The following is a 19,669-nucleotide window of genomic DNA, read 5'->3' on the forward strand; positions in this document are numbered from 1 at the left end:
GGTCACGAACCGTACACGGCATTGCCGGTGCCGTGTACCCGGGGATTGCGGCCGTCGCCGAGCACCTCGGTGATCAATGTGGACAGTTCACCGCCGTGCCACGAGGTGGCCGAAAACCTCTCCTGGGCGATCCCCTGCCAAGGCTCGTTCTCCGGTCCCGACGTGAGCTGCCCGTCCGTGGTGAGCTCTCCGATCTCCTGTGCCGCAATGCCTTCTTCCCGCAGTGTCTTCTTCACCTGGTCGACGTCGCCGGGTCGGATCACGACGACCAGGCCCCAGTCGCCCCAGGTCTGGGCCAGTGCGAACGGTGTCAGCCCGGACTGCTCGGCCACCGAAGCCACCGGGGCGTCCAGCTCGAAGTCCTCCGTGATCGCCGCGCCGAGGCCGTTCGCTTCGCACAGTGTGCGGACCGTGGCGAACAATCCGTCGGAGACGTCCATCGCCGCGTGGGCGAGGCCGGTCGTCGCCAGTCGGCGGCCCGCCTTCAGCTGGGCCGTCGGGCGGCAGGCTCGGTGCCACACCTCGTCCCGGTCCCGTTCCGGGAGCGTGGCCTGGCCGGTGGCCAGCAGGGCCGCCGCCCACAGGTAGCCGGGTGAGCCGACCAGCAGCAGACGGTCGCCCGCGAGCGCACCGGACCGGCCGAGCCTGCTGCCCGGCGCGCATCGGCCGATCGCCGTGGCCGTCAGCTGCATCGCCGCACCGTCGCGGATGTCGCCGCCGGCGACCTTGGTTCCGTGCGCGCGGCAGCACGCGTCCACGCCCTCGAGGAGGCGCTCGAACTCCCGGACCGTCGTCGCCTTCGGCAGGGTGTAGTTGACGACCAGGCCCAGCGGCTCGGCTCCGGCCGCGGCCAGGTCGGACAGGTTGATCGTCGCCAGCAGCCAGCCCGCGTGGTAGAGATCCGGCTCGCCGAGGAGGTTGACCAGGGGTGTCGGGCAGCTGTCGGTCGTCGCGACCAGCTCGGCCGGGCTCTTCACCTCGGCCAGGAACGCGCTGTCGTCGCCGAAGCCCTCCGTCAAGCCGTACCGCGGCTGGAAGACCTTCTCCTGGATACCCCGCTCGCCCAGGTCACCGAGGGTGAGCTCAGTTGTGCCGGACATGATCCGCCAATCGGGACGCGACGACCGCGTGGTCGTTCGAGTAGTTGTGCGGCATCTCGCCGTAGGGCAGCTCGCTGCCGCTCGAAGCGAACAGCATCAAGTTGCAGATCCGGGCCCCGGGATACAACAGCACCGGCTGCCGTAGGTGGTTGACGATTTCCAGGGTCAGCACGGCTCCGGTGTCGCGCCCGAAACCGGGGCTGACCTGGCCGCACAGCACCACGCTGATGCCGAGCCTCGCGTAGTCGCTCGTTCCGTCGACCAAGCCCACCAGGTTCTCGGAGAGGCCGATCTTCTCCAGGGTCGGCGCGAGCACGACCTCGCCGGGCTCGATGGCCAGGCGTCCGTGGGCGTCCAGCTCCTTCGGCACCAGTTCGGGGTGGGTCGACCGGTCCGCGACGTCGACCGGCCCGGTCGCCGCCAGGGTGAACGCCTCGTGCCCGAGGCGAAGGCTGAGCGCGGCCGGGCGCACGAGCGCGTCGTCGAACGGCTCCACCCGCAGCTCCCCGGTCCCGCGAGCCCGCCGGATGGCCCGGTCGGTCAGCACGCCGCGCTCCATGGCCTCTTCGAGCTGGACTTTCAGCTCCACGGACGTCATCGTGCGGCCCCGCTATCGAGAGTCGGCAGTAACTCGCTCACGAGTTCCACGAATTCGGCGCCGGTAAGCTCGCCGTTGGGCTGGTCGTCGCTTTCCCCCGGTTCGCAGTAGACGACCGTTGTGGGTGTACGCCGTGGTCCCTGGACGACGACCGTCGCCGTCAGTCCGGCATCGATCGGGCGAACCGTGTGCACGATCGAGGTATCGCAGGTGTACACATCGCCGCCTTGGACGTGGGGGACCCCTCGGCGTTTCAGCCGCACCTCGCCGTCGGTGACGAGAGCCGCCGGGTCCGCCGGATCCATGCCGTAGCGGTACCGCCGGTACGGTTTACCGCCCTCGGCGGTCTCCATGAATTCGACCATGTGCATGCCGGTACCGGTGAGCACGTAGGAAGCGAACTCCCAGCGATGGCTGTGCGGGTTGGATTCGCCGTGCGAAGGCGTTTCACCGCGGGGCCACACGTGGAGCCGGATCCGGAACTCCGGCTCGACACTCGTGTGGAGGACGATCTTCGCGAAGCCGTTCGGGTGCCAGTACGAGCGTTTCGCGATCTCGGCGACCGCCGCCTGGTCGGCGATCAGGTCCCGCAGCCAGGCGGCGAGTTCACGCCGGCCGGTGCGGATGCGGCGGGCCGCCGCTTCGAGCCGGCCCAAGCCGGGCCGGGAGCCGTCGCCACGCAGGGTTTCCGCAACGTCATGCGGGAACGCCTGGCCGGCGGCGACGAACGAGGATGTCGTGCTCATCGTGCGGGGATGTCTCTATTCTGCGACTGTCGGTGGGAGGAACGGCGGTGCCGCGAACGCCAGCGCAGCTGCGCGCAGGGCGGTGACGGCGTCGAGAGTCATCCAGATGGGGAGGTCGCCACTGCCCCAGGCCCACAGGCCGAGACCGGCTTCGTAGCGTTCCCACAGAGAGCCGAGCGCGCGGTTCAGCCGGACGGTCGGCACCTTCGGTGCCTCGGCCAGGGCCTGGACGACCCATGCGGAAGTGAAATGCTTGATGTTCACCGGTACGGCTCGCTGCCCCGGTTGCGGGAGAGCGAGGTCTTCCATCATGCCGTCGTCCGGGTGGGTGCGGTCGACGAGCCACTGCGTGCCCACCTCGACGGCCTCCCGGACGTCGGCGCGATCCTCGCCGGCGCGCAGGAGTTCCCGCAGTGCCACCACGGCCCGCGCGGTGTGCGCCGTGGTCGGTTCGGGTGCCACCAGCCTCGGTTCTTTCTTTTCGCCCCACAGCCGGACGCCGTCGTGGTCGAGCCGGACCGCCAGGAGGTCATCCGTGAGCCGGCGGGTCAGCCGAGCGTCCGGCCCGATCCGGGCCGCGGTGCGCAGGACCGTGGCGAGCAGGAAGGGCCGGGTCCGGCTGTAGTCGTTGTCGAGGGAATGCTCGAGGTGTGTCAGGGCTTCTTCGGCCGAGAGAACGGTGCTGACCTGGAACAGCGCGTCGACGACCGCCGCGGTGACCTCCGGACGGCGTCCCGCGGACCGGCCCTGCCAGCCGAACTCGGACCGCCTCGCGTAGAGGCCCTCGACAACCGTATGTAGGTCGATGTAGGGCTCACCCAACACGGCCATGGCGCTGACCCCGTAGGCCGTGGCCAGCGTCGTGTGCTCGCCCCGCTTCTGGAGGTTGTGGCGCCAGCCGACCGCACGACCGTTCTCGTCGCGGATCAGCTCCCCGGCGAGAGTAGCGCCTGCCCGCCGGAAGACTTCGAGCAGGGAGCCACCCGTGGTCAGCACCCCGGCGGGCGCCGAGGTCGTCGACCGGGCGGATTCGACCAGCTCCACCAGGGAATTCGTCGGCCTGAAGTGATTGTCCAGCAGCCGGGCGTTCTCCACCGACGGCAGATAACGCCCGGTCTCCCACTGCGTCAGGTTGGCCCGGCTCACGCCGACGATCCGGGCCACGTCCGCCTGGGTCTGCCCGGCGGCCTCGCGCAGCCGCCGCAACTCGGCACCCACCTGCTTGACAGTCACCGTTATCACTTCAGTCCTACCGGCCACGCCGCGGCCGACATAAGATGTAGGCAGACATCGACACCACTCTTACCTACCTTGGTAGGCAGATGTAGGGAGGTGACAATATGTGGACACAGAGCGCACCTTATCTCATGCGCCCGCGTTTGAGACGCGGACTCGCCCGAATGGGTTGTCTGCCCAGCTCACGTGCCACCTCTTTGCCGTATCGGGCCGCGACCGCTCGCGGCTGGGACTTCACGGAGAGTGTCCGGCGGACTCCCTGAGCCGCGGTAGGCGGCCCATCGGGTGGCTCGTCAGAGTCCGATTTCTATACCCGCTGGGGCAGCGATGCAAGACCTACCCCTACCTACCACGTATCACCGCCACCACCGGTTCGCTCCGGGTTGCGAGGGTGAGCGGCGACGATCCACCGCCTTGCCGAATTTCGACGATCGCGAACCGAATTCCGCGTTCTGTGTCAGCTGACACAGAGGATTCGGCGCACCGGAGGTTTCCTGGATCCACGGGCAGAGGAGGAGGGCTTTTCATGGACCCCTACACCACCCCACCGCGCCGCAGCCGCTGGCGCCGGGGCGTCTACGCGGCCGGTCTCGTCATCCCCTTCACCGCGTCCCAGGTGTGGGCGCTGCTGGTGCTCCTGCGGCTCGCCCCGCTCGACGGGCTGGTGGGTCAGGCCTTCGTCCTCGTCCTGCTCGGCTCGGCCGTCGCGATCTGGGCCGGGTGGCGCTGGACCTGGCAGCTCGGTCGCGACCGCGACGTCAAGCCCGAACCCGCCCCGAAGACCCGGATCCCGTCATGACGTCCGGGCCGGTCATCGTCGCCGTCCTCGTGGTGGCCGCCGGTGCCGGACGCCTGCTCGGCGGCCTCCTTCGCCGCCGTCCCACCGAAAGGAGCACCGAAATGACCACCACGCCACCGACCTTCCCGCTGCGGGTCTACCACTGGCGGTGGGAGATCCTGGCCGTGACGCTGCTCCCCTACGGGGTGGTGACGTTCGCGCTGTGGGCCGGTCCTCTGTGGACAGCAGCGGTCTTCGCCGGCGCGGCGGGCGTGGCGGTTCTGCGCCGCCGCCAGCTGCGCGCCCGCATCCACGCGATCCGGGTGCAGCACCGCCTGCGTGCGGCGTTCCCCCACCTGCGCCTGCCCGGCGGCCGCCTCCCGGCGATCCTGTGGAGCCGTCCCCGCGGCGGCGACATCGTGGTGTCGCTGTTCGGCCGCGAGGCGTTCGAGCACCTGCACCGCCACCGCACGGTGCTGGCGGCCGCCTGCGCGGTCCCGGAGGTGTACGTCGACCGGCACCCGACCTATGCGAGCCTGGTGACGCTGACGATCAGCCCGACAGCGCCGAAGCGCGAACCGGGCCGCGCCTCCCTGCCGAGCAACGTGGTGCCGTTGCGGGCGCACAGCTGAGCGGCGCCGCACAGGAACCGCACAGAGAGAACACACGATCACCAAAGGGGCAGCCGCGACCGTGGGGGCATGACAGCCACCGCCCCCGCATCGCGGCCCGGGACCGTGCCGGTCGATCTGGCCGGTCCGCAGCCCGTTCTCGACGTCGTCATCCCGGTCTACAACGAAGAGACCGACCTCGAACCGTGCCTCCGCCGGCTGCACGCGCACCTGGCCGAACACGTCTCCTACCCGTACCGGATCACCGTCGCCGACAACGCGAGCACCGACGCGACGCTGCAGGTGGCCGAACGGCTCGCCCGGGAGTTCCCCGAGGTCGTCGTCCACCACCTCGACGAGAAGGGCCGCGGCCGCGCGCTCAACACCGTCTGGCAGGCCTCCGACGCCGCCGTGCTCGCCTACATGGACGTCGATCTCTCCACCGACCTCGCCGCGCTCGGGCCGCTCGTCGCGCCGCTGCTGTCCGGGCACTCCGACCTCGCCATCGGCAGCAGGCTCGCCCGGGGGGCGCGAGTGGTGCGGGGCCCGAAACGCGAGTTCATCTCCCGCTGCTACAACCTGATCCTCCGCTCGACGCTCGCCGCCAGGTTCAGTGACGCGCAGTGCGGCTTCAAGGCCATCCGCGCCGACGTCGCCCGCGAACTGCTGCCGCACGTCGAAGACACCGGCTGGTTCTTCGACACCGAGCTGCTCGTGCTGGCGCAGCGGGCCGGGCTGCGGATCCACGAGGTGCCCGTCGACTGGGTCGACGACCCGGATTCGTCGGTCAACATCCTGCGCACCGCCACCGCGGACCTCAAGGGCATCGCCCGCGTCACCAAGGCCACCTTCACCGGGGAGATCCCGATCAGCAGGCTGCGCGAGCAGCTCGGCAGGCAGCCGATCGGCGTCGACGCGCCGGGCGTGCCGCCGCGGCTGGTGACGCAGCTGGTGCGGTTCGCCGCCATCGGCGTCAGCAGCACGCTCGCCTACCTCGTGCTGTTCCTGCTGCTGCGGACGGTCGTCGGCGCGCAGCCGGCGAACTTCGCCGCGCTGCTGGTGACCGCGATCGGGAACACCGCGCTGAACCGGCGGCTCACCTTCGGCATCCGCGGCCGCGCCGGCGCCGGGCGGCACCAGTTCGAAGGGCTGATCGTGTTCGGCCTCGGGCTCGCGCTCACCAGCGGCGCGCTGGCCCTGCTGCACGGGTCCACCACCGCCGGCCTCGTCCTGGAGCTCACCGTGCTGGTGCTGGCGAACCTCGCCGCCACGGTGCTCCGGTTCCTGCTCCTGCGCGGCTGGGTGTTCAACCCGCGCCGCCAGACCACCTCCCCGAAGGAGTACTGATGACCGCCGTCCTGCCCGCCCCGGTCTCCGAACCCCGGCACCGCAGGGTGTCCGCCGCGCACGCCCCACCGCGCTGGGTCCGCCCGGCGGTGTTCGGGCTGCTGGCCGCGACCGCGGTGCTGTACTTCTGGAACCTCACCGCGTCCGGCTACGGCAACTCGTTCTACGCCGCCGCCGTCCAGTCCGGGACGCAGAGCTGGAAGGCCTGGCTGTTCGGGTCGCTGGACTCGGGCAACGTGCTGACCGTCGACAAGCCGCCCGCGGCGCTGTGGGCCGGCACGGCGTTCGCCCGGGTCTTCGGGTTCTCGAGCTTCACCGTGCTGGCCCCGCAGGCGCTGATGGGCGTCGCGTCCGTCGGGATCCTGTACCTGACGGTGAAGCGGGGTTCGGGTCCGGTCGCCGGGCTGCTGGCGGGGGCGATGCTGGCGGTGACGCCGGTGGCCGCGCTGATGTTCCGCTTCAACAACCCCGACGCGCTGCTCGTGCTGCTGATGGTCGCGGCCGCCTACTTCGTCGTGCGCGCCACGGAAAAGGCGAGCCCGCGGTGGCTCGCGCTGGCCGGCGTGGCGATCGGCTTCGGGTTCCTGACGAAGATGATGCAGGCGTTCCTGGTGCTGCCGGCGTTCGGGCTGGCGTACCTGCTCGCGGCGCCGACGTCACTGACCAGGCGCCTGCTGCACCTCGGCGGCGCGGTCGTGGCGCTGGTCGTCTCGGCGGGCTGGTACATCGCGCTGGTGGACCTGTGGCCGACGGCGTCGCGGCCCTACATCGGCGGGTCCGAAGGGGACAGTCTGCTCGAACTCGCGTTGGGCTACAACGGGTTGGGCCGCATCTTCGGCGGCGAGGGCAACGGCGGCATGGGCGGCGGCGGCATGGGCGGCAACACCGGCTTCGGCGGTTCCACGGGGCTGTTCCGGATGTTCGGCGCCAGTTTCGGCACGGAGATCTCGTGGCTGCTGCCCGCCGCGCTGATCGGGCTGGTCGCCGGGCTGTGGTTCACGCGCCGCGCGCCGCGCACGGACGCGACCCGGGCGGCGCTGCTGCTCTGGGGTGGCTGGCTGGTCGTGACGGCGCTGGTCTTCAGCTTCATGAGCGGCACCGTGCACCCGTACTACTCGGTGGCGCTGGCACCGGCGATCGCCGCGCTGGTCGCGATCTCGGGTCGCGCGCTGTGGCAGGGCCGGGCGCACCTGGCGCCGCGGGCGGTGCTGGCGGGCATGGTGGTGGCGACGGCGGTGTGGTCGTTCATCCTGCTGGACCGGACGCCGGACTGGTTCCCGGCGCTGCGGTGGATCGTCGCGGTGCTCGGTGTGCTGGTCGGCACGGTGCTGGCGATGGGCGTGCCCGCTTCTCGCCGCTTGGTCGCGGTCGTGGCGGCGTCGGTGGTCCTGACGATCGGCGTGTCGTCGGCGGCGTACGGCGTCGAGACGGCGTCGGTGGCGCACAGCGGTTCGATCCCGACGTCGGGCCCGACGTCGGGTGCGATGGGCGGCGGTTTCGGTGGCGGCTTCGACGAATCGTCGAGCGAGATCGGGACCTTGCTGGCCCGGACGACGACGAAGTGGGCGGCGGCGACCACGGGCTCGCAGAGCGCGGCGTCGCTGGAGCTGGCCGGCGGCAAGGCGGTGATCGGCATCGGCGGCTGGAGCGGCTCGGACCCGGCGCCGACGCTGGCGGAGTTCAAGGCGTACGTGGCTGCGGGTGAGGTCAAGTACTACATCGAGGGCGGCCGCGGCGGCGGGCCCGGTGGTGGCTCGTCGGAGATCACGGAATGGGTGACGGCGAACTTCACCGCCACCACGGTCGACGGCCAGACCGTGTACGACCTGCAGAGCTGACGGCTGTGCCCGGGCTTCACGCCGAAGCCCGGGCATCACTCTGCCGAAGCCGGCTTCAACTCGCGAAGCGTGCGAACCCGCGTATTGTGACTTCGGCGGTATCCGGAGCCGTGTTCCCGTCGGGCCCGCCGATCAGAATGAGATCGGAGCGAAGTTTTTCCCAGCTGCTCCCAATCCGGGCCTCCCCTCACGATGAACGGCTCCCGGCCGCTCACCACCTCCGAAAAGCGCCGACGACCGAGCCGTCAAACCCTCCGCCAGCCAAAGTCATGCGCGGCCGCCTCCCCTCTGCTCGGTCGACACGGTGAGCAACAACCCTACTCGCCGACGGCATGATTCTCGCGCAGGAGACGAACGGCAGAACTGCGAAGATTGCCGTCTGAATGGCGGATTGACGGATACCGAGCGCTGATATTCATGATCGCAGGTGACGGCTGACGTCGCCGACGAGGTCGACGGTGACTCGGCGTTCGCTGAAGCGCCAGCCGCTCTCCCCTCGCGTGAAGCTGTCCGCATAGCGCCCCGCCGCGATCGTCTGCAGGGGCAGGCCGGGAACCGCCTGCAGGACCGTGAAGTACGCACGGCCCGACGCCGTCGCACCGGACACCTCGAGTGCCACGTTCGTCGTCACGTGCTTGGTCCGCGGCGTGCCGTCCTCGTACACGATCACCGACTCGCGCAGCATCCGCTCGACCTCCGCCGCGCCCCGCACCACGCCGCCGCTGCCTGCGAACGCTCCCTCCGCGAACAGCTCGCCGACCCCGGCGAAGTCACCCGCGTCCACCAGCGCCGCGTACGAAAAGATCAGGTTCTCCAGCGCCCGGTGGTCGTCCACCGGACCGATGTTACAGAGAAAGTATAGAAATCTTCCGTACCTTGGCGGCCGGACGGCGACAGGGGGTCGCCGAGGCAGGGGGTACATCGTGGATCGCCGTAGCCTGCTCAAAATCGGGGCTGCCACCGTCGCCGGGGTTGCGCTGACCGGCACCGGGACCGCGCTGGCCGACACCGGGCTGCCGCCCGTGGCCGGGATGCTCGGTGACCGGCGGGCCAACGAACTCTGGTACCAGCTCGACGAAATCTCGCTGTACCACCCGTCCCAGGAAGTGCAGGACGCCTACGCCGTGCTCTTCCCCTTCATCCAGCAGAACGCTCCCGAAGGCCTGTACGAAAAGTGGCGGGAGCTCAGCCGGGAACCGGGTTACCCGCGGAACTACGCCGAGTTCGCCCAGCCGGTCGAAGGACCGCTGAAGACCCTCTCGAAACTGCAGCTCGACAACTTCGACCGCTTCTACCGCGGTGACGACGTCGGTCTGGCCACCGCCTTCGCCGCCTTCGGGCAGGGTGTGCTCTTCGACCCGCGGCGGGCGGCGCAGGAGTCGGAGGTGCACACCATGAACGGGAACCCGCCGAACGGCTACCACTTCTGGCACTCCATCGTGCGCGCGCAGATGTTCCTCGGCATCGACCGGCACCGGTGGGCGCGGATCGACGCGATGATCGGCTTCGCCTGGGCGCTGCAGTCACTCGCGAAACCCGACCACCGGCACGTCAACCCCGGCCTGCCGCGTGACCAGGTCCGCGCGCTGGCCCGGTACTGGCTGCCGCGCTCCCCCGCCCAGCTCGACCGGGACTTCCAGGCGGCGCCCTACCCCGCCTGAGCGTCCAGCACCCGCTGGTACGCCGCCCGCAGCGCGGGGCCCGGCGCGATCCCGAGCCGCTCGTCGAGGAGGTGGCGGCCCCGGTGGTACACCGCGATCGCGTCCGCCGGGCGGCCGCTCGCGCACAGCGCGGACATGAGCAGGGCCCGCGCGCGTTCCCGCATCGGGTGCTCGTGGACGAACGCGGTCGCGTCGGGCACCGCGCGCAGGTGGTCGCCCGCCGCGATCTCGGCTTCGAGCCGGCCCTCCAGCGCCGCCAGCCGCAGCTCGTCGAACCGCGCCGCCTCGCCCGCGCGGAGCGGTTCGGCGATGCCGGCGAGGACCGGGCCGCGCCACAGGTCCAGCGCGGCGCGGAACAGCCCCGCCGCGCGGGCCGGCCGCTCCGCGCGCAGCTCGTCGTGCCCTTCGGCGGCCAGCCGCTCGAACTCCTCGGCGTCGACGGTGCCGCCCGGCGTCAGCAGGTACCCGCCGCCGTGCCGGACGAGCCGCGCCGGCCGCCCGAGCGCCTTGCGCAGCCGGGACGCGTACGTGCAGACCTGCGCGTCGACCGTCGACGGGCGTTCGCCTTCCCACAGCAGCGAAATCAGCCGTTCGTCGGGCACCACCCGCCCGCGGGCCAGCAGCAACGCGGCCAGCAGCGTCCGCGGCTTGCGCCCGCCGAGCGCGGCCGGCCGCCCGTCGGCGCGCGACACCGTCAGCGGCCCGAGAATCCGGAACTCCATCCCCACCCCCTTCCCACGGTACCCGGAAAAGTCTCAGCCGCCCCTTAGGTTCGGCGCGGATCATGGAGGTCAGAGGGGACGAGGAGGCCGCGATGATCACCACACGTCCGGAGTACCCGCGCTGGCACACCGCGAGTGCGCAGGGCCCGCGCTCACTCAACGCCGACGCCGTCGGGGCGTACGCCGCGGCCGGCGGACCAGGCATCGCGTTCGCTCTCGCCGACGGCGTCGGTGACGACCCGGCCGCCGCGCGCGCCGCCCGCACGGCCGCCGCGGCCGCCGCGCGCACGCCTGTCCACAAAGGACCTGTGGAGGCGGTGCTGGCCGCCCAGCGCGCGGTGCGCGAGCAGACGCTCGGGGACGCGGTGCTCGTCGTCGCGATGCCGGCCGAGCACGGCGGCTACCGCATCGCCTGGGTCGGCGACGCCCGCGCGTACGCCTGGAACGGCACGGCGTTGAGCCGCCTGACGACGGACCACACGCTGGCCGAGTTCTTCCGCGCCCGCCACCAGCCGGTGACGCCCCGGATGGAGCACGTGGTGACGACCAGCGTCCGCACCGCGGAGCCGCACGAGATCGGCACGGCGGAGACGACGAGCGCGGGCCTGCTCTTGACCAGCGACGGCGTCCACAAGCCGCTCACCGGAAGCGGCATCCGAGCGGTGCTGGCCCAGCCGGGCACGGGCGCGGCGGATCTGGTCGAGGCGGCGCTGGCCCGCGGCGGGACGGACAACGCGACGGCGCTCTACGTCGAGCCTTTGGAGGTCGTCGACAGCACGACGGTGCGATTTCCCGTCGCCGCGTAAGCCCGGCGGGCACTCGGGGGTGGGGTGACGGCCTCGAGGAAGCGCTTTCGCGGGTAGGCGTCAACACACCGGGACGGTTTCAATCGACCCCATGTTGAGGCGGAGGGAAGCGCCACGCACCCAACGGGCCATTCCCCCCGCCCGCCGCGTAAGCCCGACGGACACCCGGAAGCGCGGTCGCGGCCTCAACGAAACGGCCTTCGCGGGTAGGCGTCAACACACCAGGACGGCTTCAATCGACCTCATGTTGAGGTGAAGGGAAGCGCCACGCGCTCAACGGGCCATTCCCCCCGCTCACCCGCGTAATCCCAGCGGACACCCGAAAGTGCGGTGACGGCCTCGACGAAGCCCCCTTTCGCGGGTAGGCGTCAACACACCGAGACAGCTTCAATCGACCCCATGTCGAGGTGGCAGCAAGCGGGCGGGAAGCGCCACGCGCCCAACGGGCCACTCCCCCGCTCATCGCGCAAGCCCGGCGCACACACGGAAGCGCGGTCACGGCCTCAACGAAGCCGCCTTCGCGGGTAGGTGTCAACGCACCGGGACGGTTTCAATCGACCCCATGTTGAGGTGGCAGCAAGCGGAGGGAAAGCGCCACGCGCTCAACGGGCCGTTCCCTCCGCGTCCCGAAGAACAGTTCGTCGCCCTGTGCGGGGAAGAAGTGACCGTTGCCGTGCGGGATGTTCCGCAGCTTGGTGGGCATTGGTTCGATCCGACCTGCACCGCGTGCGAGTCGGCGTGGCTGGCGCGGTGCTGACCGGTGACGATCGAGACCATCGGCTGCTGGAACGCATCCGCGACCTGCATGCCTCGCTCGCCCCCGATCTGGCGTGGCTGGCCAGGACCGTCGGCGAGGAGGCGCCGCGGCCCGACATCCTCCGTGACCTGGGGGAACGGCTCGCCGACCTCGGTGTGGACCTGATCAGCCGGGCCGACGAGCTCGACGCCCAGGTCCGGGCCGGCCTGCCGGACCACGGCTGGCTCCCCGAAGCGGGCGCACGGCGGCGCGCGCTGGCCGTCGCCCACCAGGTCGGCCCGCACCCCCTCCGGTGCGGGCCGATCTTCCTCGCCGTCTGCGGTGCGGCGTGCTTCCCCTTCTACGGGACGGACCCGACCGGTCGGACAGCCCGGCACGAACGGTGCGAAAAGTGCCTCCACGTGCACTGATCCGCCGTTTCTGCTGAGCTGGAGGCATGCAGAACACGACGGCGACCGAGCGGTTCTTCCGGATCGCGATCGCGATCAAGGGCCTCGACGGCGCACTCCAGGTCGTCGGGGCCCTGATCCTCGCGTTCATCCCGGCCTCGACGGTCAGCGGGTTCACCCACGCGGTGATCACCCGCGACCTCCTCGGCGACCCGTCGGGCACCCTGGCACGCCACCTCGAGTCGGCGACGGAGAACTTCCTCCACGGCGACACCAAGACGTTCGCGGTGGCGTACCTGCTCGCGCACGGGCTGATCAAGCTCGGCTTGGTGTGGGCGCTGGCGCGGAAGATCGTCCGCGCCTATCCGGTGGCCGCCGTCGTTCTCGCCGCGTTCGTGGTCTACGAGGTTTTCCGGGCCGTGCACACTCACTCGATCGCGTTGCCGTTCTTCGCCGCGCTCGACGTCGTGATCATCGTGCTGGTACTGCGGGAGTACCGGCAGCTGAAGCGCGGACAGAGCTCGTGACGGCCTCCCCGGTGCCGGGGAGGCCGTCACGAATCACATGGCGGGCGGCGCCACCTGCGTCCCCCACGCCGTGGGCGTGTCGCTCAGGCGGAACTCGATCTTGCCCGCCCGCAGCAGGTCCGCGTGTGAGATCCAGCTGCGGTCGTAACTCCGGTGTCCGATCCGGACGTCCTTTGTGTACTGCAACTTCGCCGCCGCGGCGCCCGGTGCCGAAATCTCGATCTTGCGGCCGCCGGCCGGGTGGATCTCCACCTTCTCGAACATCGGGGTGCTGAGCAGGTACGTTCCGGTGCCCGGCTGGGCTTCGAAGATGCCGGCCATGCCGAACACCAGCCACGACGAGATCGTGCCCAGGTCGTCGTTGCCAGGCATGCCGTACGGCGTGTCCGTGAACAGCGTGCGCGCCGCGCGCAACACCGCCGACGTCTTCCACGGTGCGCCCGTCCAGCTGTACATCCAGGGCGCGTGCAGGTCGGGCTCGTTGTTCGGGTTGAACGCGAAGTTGTTGTGGTAGTCGTACGCGCCGTGGACCCAGGAGTCCTTCGCCGCCTTCGCCGGGTCCGTGAGCAGGAGCGGCATGTCGAAGAACGTGTCGAGCCGCTTCTCCGCCTGTGCCGGGCCGCCCATCAGGCCGAACAGCTTCGCGGTGTCCTGCTGGGCGAGCCACTGGTACTGCCACGGCGTGCCCTCGTGGAAGCCGGTGGACTTCGCCGGGTCGGGGTCGCCGACGCCGGTGCCGTCCGCCGCGCGGGTGCGCGGGAAGCCCGTGAACCCGTGGGATTCGACGCTGGTGTCCCACAAGTGGGCGAAGTTGCCGCAGCGGGCGCGCAGCGTCGCCGCCTTGTCGTGGTAGCCCAAACCGGACGCCATCGTGGACAGGGCACAGTCGGCGAGGGCGTACTCGAGGGTCGCCGAACCGGCCTGGCGCGTGTCGCCGTAGGTGTAGCCCGGCAGGTCCTGGTAGCCGATCCAGCCGTTCTGCACGTACGTCGGGTTGCCGTCGCGGCCGCGGAAGATCGACTGGTCCGCGGGCACTTCGTTGGCGTTGCGCCACAGCGCGTCGAACAGGTCGCGCGCGGTCCGGTCGTCGAGGAGGCCGCGGCGGTAGTTGTCGACCACCCACGGCGTGACGGGGTCGCCGCTCATCACGTTCGTCTCGCCGCCGGCCAGCGCCCAGCGCGGGACCCAGCCGCCGTCCTGGGCGATCTTGAGGACGGACCTGGTCATGTCCGCCGCCTTGTCCGGGTGCAGCAGCGCGACCAGCTGGTTCTGCGAACGGTACGTGTCCCACAGCGAGAACATCTGGTAGTAGGTGTCGCGGCTGCGGTGGACCCGGTCGTCGAAGCCGCGGTAGGAACCGTCGACGTCCGATCCGACGGACGGGTGCAGGAGCGACCGGTACAGCGCGCTGTAGTAGGTCCGCTGGTCGGCGGTGGTGCCGCCGGCGACGCGCAGCCGGTTCAGCTCGTCCTCCCACGTGTCGTGGGCGGCTTTGCGCGCCTTGTCGAACGACCTGGGCTGCTCGGCGCCGCGGTTGAGGCGGGCGCCGTCGATCGAGGTGTAGGAAAGCCCGACGGACGCGCCGACCTGGCTCTTGTCGCTGCCGAAGGTGAGCCAGGCGCCGGTGCGCTGGGTGCCGAGCGCGGCGTCACGCCGGTTCGGCGTCAGCGTGCCGTCGGTCCAGGTGCCGAAGCTGGTGAACTTGCGGTCGAACTTGGCGCTGAAGAAGACCTTGTACCGCTCCTTCTGCGTCTCCCAGCAGAAGTTGCCGCCCTGCAGCCAGCCCTCGACGGTGTCGTCGCCGACGACGTGGACCTCGCCGGCGTAGGTGTAGCCGTTGCTCTCGCCGACCTCGACGAGGACGTTCTCGCTGGTCCCGGCGGGGAAGGTGTACCGGTGCTGGCCGGTGCGCTGGGTGGCGGTGAGCTCGGCGCCGATGCCGTTGGCGAGCTTGACGCCGTAGTAGCCGGGCTGCCGGGTCTCGTCGGCGTGGCTGAACTTCGCGCCGTACTTCGCGGGGTCGCTGCTGGTGACGGCGCCGGTGGTGGGCATGAACCGGAAGTTGCCCATCGTCTGGCAGCCGACGCCGGAGAGGTGGGTGTGGCTGAAGCCGAGGGTGGTGTCCTGCGCGTAGTCGTAGGAGGCGTACTTCTTGAGTTGGGTGTCCGGGCTGAGCTGGACCATCCCGAAGGGCGTGGTGGCACCGGGGAAGGTGGTGCCGTCGCCGTTGTTGCCGATCGAGGTGTCGACGAGGGTGGTGGGGTCGTCGGCGAACCTCGGTCCGGCCGCTTCGGCGGGGGTCGCGAGGGCGACCGTGGTGGCCCCGGCGAGCAGGGTGGCCAGGACGCGCGAGCGGGTCTTTGGGATGCACCGTCTCATCCGTGTCCTCCTGACAACGTTGTCACATGCACGGTGGGATCTTTTCCGTTGTCCGGTGGACAAATCAAGCCCAGGCTCAGACCTGGTGTGTGACGTGCCCGTCGACGATGGTCGCCGTCACCGGGAGGTTGCGCAGGTCGGCCGGGGACAGCGCCGCCGGGTCCGTTGCCGTCACCATCAGGTCCGCGACGTCCCCCACCGCCACGCGGCGGCGGCCCCCCGACGACGCCGCCAGTGCGTCCGCGAACGAGATCGCCTGCTCCGGGTGCCACGGCGGGCGGTCGTCGTCCGTGCGGGAGATCGCCGACGCGATTCCGTCCCACGGGTCCAGGGGCGCCACCGGGGCGTCCGAACCGAATTCCAGGCGGGCTCCCGACTCCAGCAGCGACCGGTAGGGGAACGCCCGCGAAGTCCGGCCGTGCCAGTGGCGGTCCGCGACGTCGCGGTCGTCCGGCTGGTGCGCCGGCTGGACCGCCGCGATCACGCCCAGCGCCGCGAACCTCGGGACGTCCTCGGCCGACAGCAGCTGCGCGTGTTCGATGCGCCCGGGGCAGCCGACCTCCTCGAACGCGTCCAGGGCGATCGTGTTCGCGCGGTCGCCGATCGCGTGGACCGCCGGGATCAGCCCGTGGTCGAAAGCCCGGCGCATCAGGGGAATCAGCTCGGAAGGCGGCAGTTCCAGCAGGCCGGGCGAATCCACGCCGGGGTACGGGTCGTGGCAGTAGGCCGTGCGGGTGTTGAGGGAGCCGTCCACGAAGAGCTTGAACGGCCCCACCGTCAGCAGCCCGCCGGAGTCCGGCAGGACGTCGCCCGTGCGGTGGCCGCGCTCGATGGTCTGGTCCAGGAGGTGCTTGGCGACGACGCACGAGATCCGGGTCGCCGGCGCGCCCCGGCGGGTCCAGTCCGCCACCGTGTCCGCGTACTCGTAGTCGACGATCTGGGTGACACCCCGCGCGGCCGCCGCGGAAACCGCTTCCGCCACCCACCGGTCCTGGACGTCGATCGCCGCCGTCGGGAGCTGGGCCGTCGCGCTCATGCAGTCGCCCTCCAGCAGGACGCCGGTCGGGTGGTCGCGGCCGATCAGCTTCAGCGCCGCCGGGCTGAGCCACAGCGTGTGCAGGTCCGCGCTGAACAACGCGACCGCGCGGCCGGGCAGCGCCCGCTGCAGCAGGTCCTTGTGCGGCTTGTCCGGCCACAGCCCGTCGCGGAACCCGGCGCCCACGACGAGTTCCGTCTGCGGTGCCGGGGTCGCCAGCAGGTGGGCGAGCAGCAGTTCGATCGCCTCGCCGGCCGAGCGGGCCGCGTCCAGCGGGATGCGCCGCCGGAACGTGGCCCACTGCACCACGTGGACGTGCGCGTCGGCCAGGCCGGGCAGCAGTGTCCCGCCGTGCCCGTCGACCACGCGCGCCGCGAACCCCGCGGAGCCCGGTTCGGTGATCGACGTGACCCGGCCGTCGTTCACCCGGACGTCGGCGAGCTCGCCGCCGAGACCCGGCCGGACGCGGCGCAGCAGGAGATCATCCATGCGGACCACCTTGCCAGCCCGGCCCGTCCGGGTGAAGCACGGCTTGAGATGAGGAATACGGGGGTATTCCCCTACCGTTGGAACAGATGGCAGCCGTCGCCCGCCGAAGGGTCAGGGCCGGTTCAGGAGCGCCGCCTTCACAAGCCGCGCAGGGTTCGACTCCCTCGGTTGCCGCTCGGTCTTCACCCCGCCGGCATGTCCCGCCGCCGCAACGCGAACAACCCCGCCGCGCCCGCCACCAGCGCGATCGCCGCCAGCCAGAGCGCCGGTCCCGCCGAGAACGTCCCGCCCGGCAGGCGCGGCAGGTGCTGGAACGGCGAGATCCCCAGCACCACCGAACTCCACCGCAACGCCGTGCCCACCAGTGACAGCAACAGGAACGCCGCCAGCAGCCCCCAGGCCACCGCCGAATACCGCGGGACGAAGCCGATCAGCAGCGCTGCCAGGCCCGTCAGCACCCAGACCGCCGGCAGCTGGGCCAGCGCCGCCGGGACCAGCCCGAAGCCGCTCCCGTACGCCAGGCCCGTCGCCCAGCCCGTCACCGCCAGCACGACCGCCGGCCCGAGGAACGCGAACGCCAGGTGGCCCAGTGCCCAGCCGACCCGGCCGACCGCGGTGGCCAGGACCGGTTCCGCGCGGCCCGCCGCCTCTTCCGCACGCAGCTTCAGCGTCGCCTGCACCGCGTAGCCCGATGCCGCCAGGCCGAACAACGTCATCGTGCCCGCCAGGTACGCGTCCAGCACCGCGCCGCCGCCCATCCGGGAGAACAGGTCTCCGACCGCCTCGTTGTCCCGCATCATGTCCGCGACGTTCTGCGCGACCCCGCCCATCAGCAGCCCGACCAGCCCCAGGCAGACGGTCCAGACCAGCAGCGTGCCCCGCTGCAGCCGCCACGCCAGCGCCAGCGGCGAGCGCAGGGACGCCTGCGCGCCGGACCGCCCGAGCCGGGCCGGCAGCAGGGCCGCGCCGAGGTCCCGGCGTGCCGCCAGGGCGACGGCCACGGCCACCGCAAAGCCGGTCGCGACGACGCCCAGCGCGAGGACCCACCACTGCTCGCCCGCGAACGGCCGCAGCCGGTGCGCCCAGCCGATCGGCGACAGCCACGCCGGCCAGCCCGCCGACGCGCTGCTGTCCCCGGCCGCGCGCAGCAGGAACGCCGGCACCAGCACCCCGATGCCGAGGCCCCGCGCGCCGCTCGCGCCCCACGTCAGCTGCGCGGCGACCGCGCCGACCCCGGCGAACACCCAGCCCGCCAGGGAGAACCCGAGACCGAGCGCGAGGGCACCGGCGAACGGAACGCCCTGTGCGGCAACGCCGAACGCCGCCAGCAGCCCGAACACCAGACACGCGCCGCAGGTGGCGAGCACCGCCGCGGCCAGCCCCGCGTGCCGGCCGACGACGGTGGCGCCGGTGAGCTCACGACGTCCCGCCTCCTCCTCGGTCCGGGTGTGCCGGACCACGGTGAGCAGCGCGATCAGGCCCACGACCACCGGGACGAACCCGCACTGCCAGGCCAGGAGGTTCCCCAGCGAAGAGCCGTAGAGCGGCCCGTTGCGCACGACGAAGGTCGCGCTCGACGCGTTGAGGTCGTAGAAATGCTGCCGTGCCAAGGCATCCGGGTACGCCGCCTTGATCGACGAGAGGTAGCCCACCGGTGCGAGCGCGAGGCCGACGATCCACAGTGGCATGAGCAGGCGGTCGCGGCGCAGCACCAGCCGAAGCAGCGCCCCGGTGCCGGTCATCGGGCCGCTCCGACCGGCTCGTCGTGGCGGTAGTGGCGCAGGAACAGCTCTTCCAGGGTCGGCGGGCGGCTGACCAGGCTCCGCAGCCCGGCCTCGGCGAGGTGCCGCATGACGTCGTCCAGCGACGGCTGGTCGACGGACAGGTGGACGTGCGAGCCGTACGTGCTCAGGTCGTGCACGCCGGGCAGCGCCGCCAGGTCCGCCGGCACGCGCGCGAGCGAGGCGTCGATCGTGATCCGGCCCAGGTGCCGCAGCTCGTCCAGGGTGCCCGACTCCACCGTGCGGCCGGCGCGGATGATCGTGACGCGGTCGCACAGCGCCTCGACCTCGGAAAGGATGTGCGAGGACAGCAGCACCGTCCGGTCGCCGCGTTCGCGCTCTTCGGCGACGACCTCCCGGAACACCTCTTCCATCAGCGGGTCGAGCCCGGACGTCGGTTCGTCGAGCACCAGCAGGTCCACATCGGACGCCAGCGCCGCGACGAGCGCGACCTTCTGCCGGTTGCCCTTCGAATACGTCCGGCCCTTCTTGCGCGGATCGAGGTCGAAGCGCTCGACCAGCTCGGCGCGGCGGGCGGTGTCGAGGCCGCCGCGCAGCCGGCCGAGCAGGTCGATGACCTCGCCGCCGGTGAGGTTCGGCCAGAGCGTGACGTCGCCCGGGACGTAGGCGAGCCGCCGGTGCAGCTCGGTCGCGTCGGTCCACGGGTTGCCGCCGAGCAGGGTGGCGCGGCCGCCGTCGGCGCGCATCAGCCCCAGCAGGATGCGGATCGTGGTGGTCTTGCCGGCGCCGTTGGGCCCGAGGAAGCCGTGCACCTCGCCGGTGTGGACGGTCAGGTCGAGCCCGTCGAGGGCCCGTGTCCGGCCGAACGCCTTGGTGAGGCCGTCGGCGGTGATCGCGTCGGCCATCG

The 19,669-nt window shown here is 71.4% G+C and carries 19 protein-coding genes; 9 read left to right on the forward strand and 10 right to left on the reverse strand.

Translation table 11 applies throughout. The annotated features are described in order from the left end of the window. Positions 1–2: 2 nt before the first annotated feature. From BLW76_RS36580 to BLW76_RS36595, 4 genes are read right to left on the reverse strand one after another with little or no spacing between them, the layout of a single operon-like run. Positions 3–1,100, reverse strand: coding sequence for a thiamine-phosphate kinase (locus tag BLW76_RS36580; RefSeq protein ID WP_091316279.1), 1,098 nt, complete (start codon positions 1,098–1,100; stop codon positions 3–5). Beyond that, entirely contained in the window at positions 1,084–1,698 is a 615-nt protein-coding gene (gene dcd / locus BLW76_RS36585; protein WP_091316281.1) for a dCTP deaminase, read from the reverse strand. The genes BLW76_RS36580 and dcd overlap by 17 nt, the downstream gene beginning before the upstream one ends. Then, the gene (locus tag BLW76_RS36590; RefSeq protein WP_091316282.1) at positions 1,695–2,444 is read right to left on the reverse strand and encodes a hypothetical protein; all 750 of its coding nucleotides are present in this window, start codon (positions 2,442–2,444) and stop codon (positions 1,695–1,697) included. The genes dcd and BLW76_RS36590 overlap by 4 nt, the downstream gene beginning before the upstream one ends. 15 nt (positions 2,445–2,459) lie before the next feature. Then, positions 2,460–3,677 carry a helix-turn-helix transcriptional regulator gene (locus tag BLW76_RS36595; RefSeq protein WP_091316284.1) on the reverse strand — a complete coding sequence of 406 codons (1,218 nt, stop codon included), beginning with the start codon at positions 3,675–3,677 and terminating at the stop codon, positions 2,460–2,462. A 529-nt stretch (positions 3,678–4,206) separates the two neighbouring features. Between BLW76_RS36595 and BLW76_RS36600 the strand changes: the two genes are divergently transcribed. The 4 genes from BLW76_RS36600 (at position 4,207) to BLW76_RS36615 (ending at position 8,254) form a co-directional block, all read left to right on the forward strand. Continuing rightward, entirely contained in the window at positions 4,207–4,479 is a 273-nt protein-coding gene (locus BLW76_RS36600; protein WP_091316285.1) for a hypothetical protein, read from the forward strand. Continuing rightward, positions 4,476–5,090, forward strand: a complete 615-nt coding sequence (locus tag BLW76_RS36605; RefSeq protein ID WP_208613464.1) for a hypothetical protein — start codon at positions 4,476–4,478, stop codon at positions 5,088–5,090. The genes BLW76_RS36600 and BLW76_RS36605 overlap by 4 nt, the downstream gene beginning before the upstream one ends. A gap of 69 nt (positions 5,091–5,159) precedes the next feature. After that, positions 5,160–6,416 (forward strand): bifunctional glycosyltransferase family 2/GtrA family protein, encoded by a 1,257-nt coding sequence (locus BLW76_RS36610; protein ID WP_091316287.1) that lies wholly within the window; start codon positions 5,160–5,162, stop codon positions 6,414–6,416. Beyond that, positions 6,416–8,254 (forward strand): ArnT family glycosyltransferase, encoded by a 1,839-nt coding sequence (locus BLW76_RS36615; protein ID WP_091316289.1) that lies wholly within the window; start codon positions 6,416–6,418, stop codon positions 8,252–8,254. Before BLW76_RS36610 ends, BLW76_RS36615 begins: the two co-directional genes overlap by 1 nt. 415 nt (positions 8,255–8,669) lie before the next feature. On the opposite strand, the gene BLW76_RS36620 is transcribed toward BLW76_RS36615, so the two are convergent. After that, on the reverse strand, positions 8,670–9,089 hold the full coding sequence (locus tag BLW76_RS36620) for a nuclear transport factor 2 family protein (protein ID WP_244170479.1): 420 nt from the start codon (positions 9,087–9,089) through the stop codon (positions 8,670–8,672). Positions 9,090–9,177: 88 nt separating this feature from the next. Between BLW76_RS36620 and BLW76_RS36625 the strand changes: the two genes are divergently transcribed. Beyond that, positions 9,178–9,915 (forward strand): twin-arginine translocation signal domain-containing protein, encoded by a 738-nt coding sequence (locus tag BLW76_RS36625; protein WP_091316293.1) that lies wholly within the window; start codon positions 9,178–9,180, stop codon positions 9,913–9,915. Here BLW76_RS36625 and BLW76_RS36630 read toward each other — a convergent pair. Continuing rightward, positions 9,903–10,637, reverse strand: a complete 735-nt coding sequence (locus BLW76_RS36630; protein ID WP_244170480.1) for an AfsR/SARP family transcriptional regulator — start codon at positions 10,635–10,637, stop codon at positions 9,903–9,905. The genes BLW76_RS36625 and BLW76_RS36630 overlap by 13 nt on opposite strands. A gap of 92 nt (positions 10,638–10,729) precedes the next feature. On the opposite strand from BLW76_RS36630, the gene BLW76_RS36635 reads away from it, so the two are divergent. From BLW76_RS36635 to BLW76_RS36650, 4 genes are all read left to right on the forward strand, one after another. Further along, positions 10,730–11,443 carry a PP2C family protein-serine/threonine phosphatase gene (locus BLW76_RS36635; RefSeq protein ID WP_091316294.1) on the forward strand — a complete coding sequence of 238 codons (714 nt, stop codon included), beginning with the start codon at positions 10,730–10,732 and terminating at the stop codon, positions 11,441–11,443. Positions 11,444–12,005: 562 nt separating this feature from the next. Beyond that, complete coding sequence (locus BLW76_RS36640; protein ID WP_091316296.1) at positions 12,006–12,200, forward strand: HC3 family zinc finger protein; 195 nt, start codon at positions 12,006–12,008, stop codon at positions 12,198–12,200. Beyond that, positions 12,182–12,610, forward strand: coding sequence for a hypothetical protein (locus BLW76_RS36645; RefSeq protein ID WP_244170481.1), 429 nt, complete (start codon positions 12,182–12,184; stop codon positions 12,608–12,610). Before BLW76_RS36640 ends, BLW76_RS36645 begins: the two co-directional genes overlap by 19 nt. Positions 12,611–12,636: 26 nt before the next feature. After that, positions 12,637–13,116, forward strand: a complete 480-nt coding sequence (locus BLW76_RS36650; protein WP_091316297.1) for a DUF2127 domain-containing protein — start codon at positions 12,637–12,639, stop codon at positions 13,114–13,116. A gap of 33 nt (positions 13,117–13,149) precedes the next feature. Here the strand turns inward: BLW76_RS36650 and BLW76_RS36655 are convergent, their stop codons facing one another. The 4 genes from BLW76_RS36655 to BLW76_RS36670 form a co-directional block, all read right to left on the reverse strand. Beyond that, positions 13,150–15,495 (reverse strand): GH92 family glycosyl hydrolase, encoded by a 2,346-nt coding sequence (locus BLW76_RS36655; RefSeq protein WP_244170482.1) that lies wholly within the window; start codon positions 15,493–15,495, stop codon positions 13,150–13,152. 76 nt (positions 15,496–15,571) lie between these two features. Then, positions 15,572–17,020, reverse strand: coding sequence for an amidohydrolase (locus BLW76_RS36660; protein ID WP_091316299.1), 1,449 nt, complete (start codon positions 17,018–17,020; stop codon positions 15,572–15,574). A 182-nt stretch (positions 17,021–17,202) separates the two neighbouring features. After that, positions 17,203–18,762: an ABC transporter permease gene (locus BLW76_RS36665; RefSeq protein ID WP_091316300.1), complete on the reverse strand. Its 1,560-nt coding sequence runs from the start codon at positions 18,760–18,762 to the stop codon at positions 17,203–17,205. Then, complete coding sequence (locus BLW76_RS36670) at positions 18,759–19,667, reverse strand: ABC transporter ATP-binding protein (RefSeq protein WP_167384861.1); 909 nt, start codon at positions 19,665–19,667, stop codon at positions 18,759–18,761. The genes BLW76_RS36665 and BLW76_RS36670 overlap by 4 nt, the downstream gene beginning before the upstream one ends. Positions 19,668–19,669 lie beyond the last annotated feature (2 nt).

Source organism: Amycolatopsis tolypomycina, assembly GCF_900105945.1.
GTDB classification, from domain to species: Bacteria; Actinomycetota; Actinomycetes; order Mycobacteriales; family Pseudonocardiaceae; genus Amycolatopsis; species Amycolatopsis tolypomycina.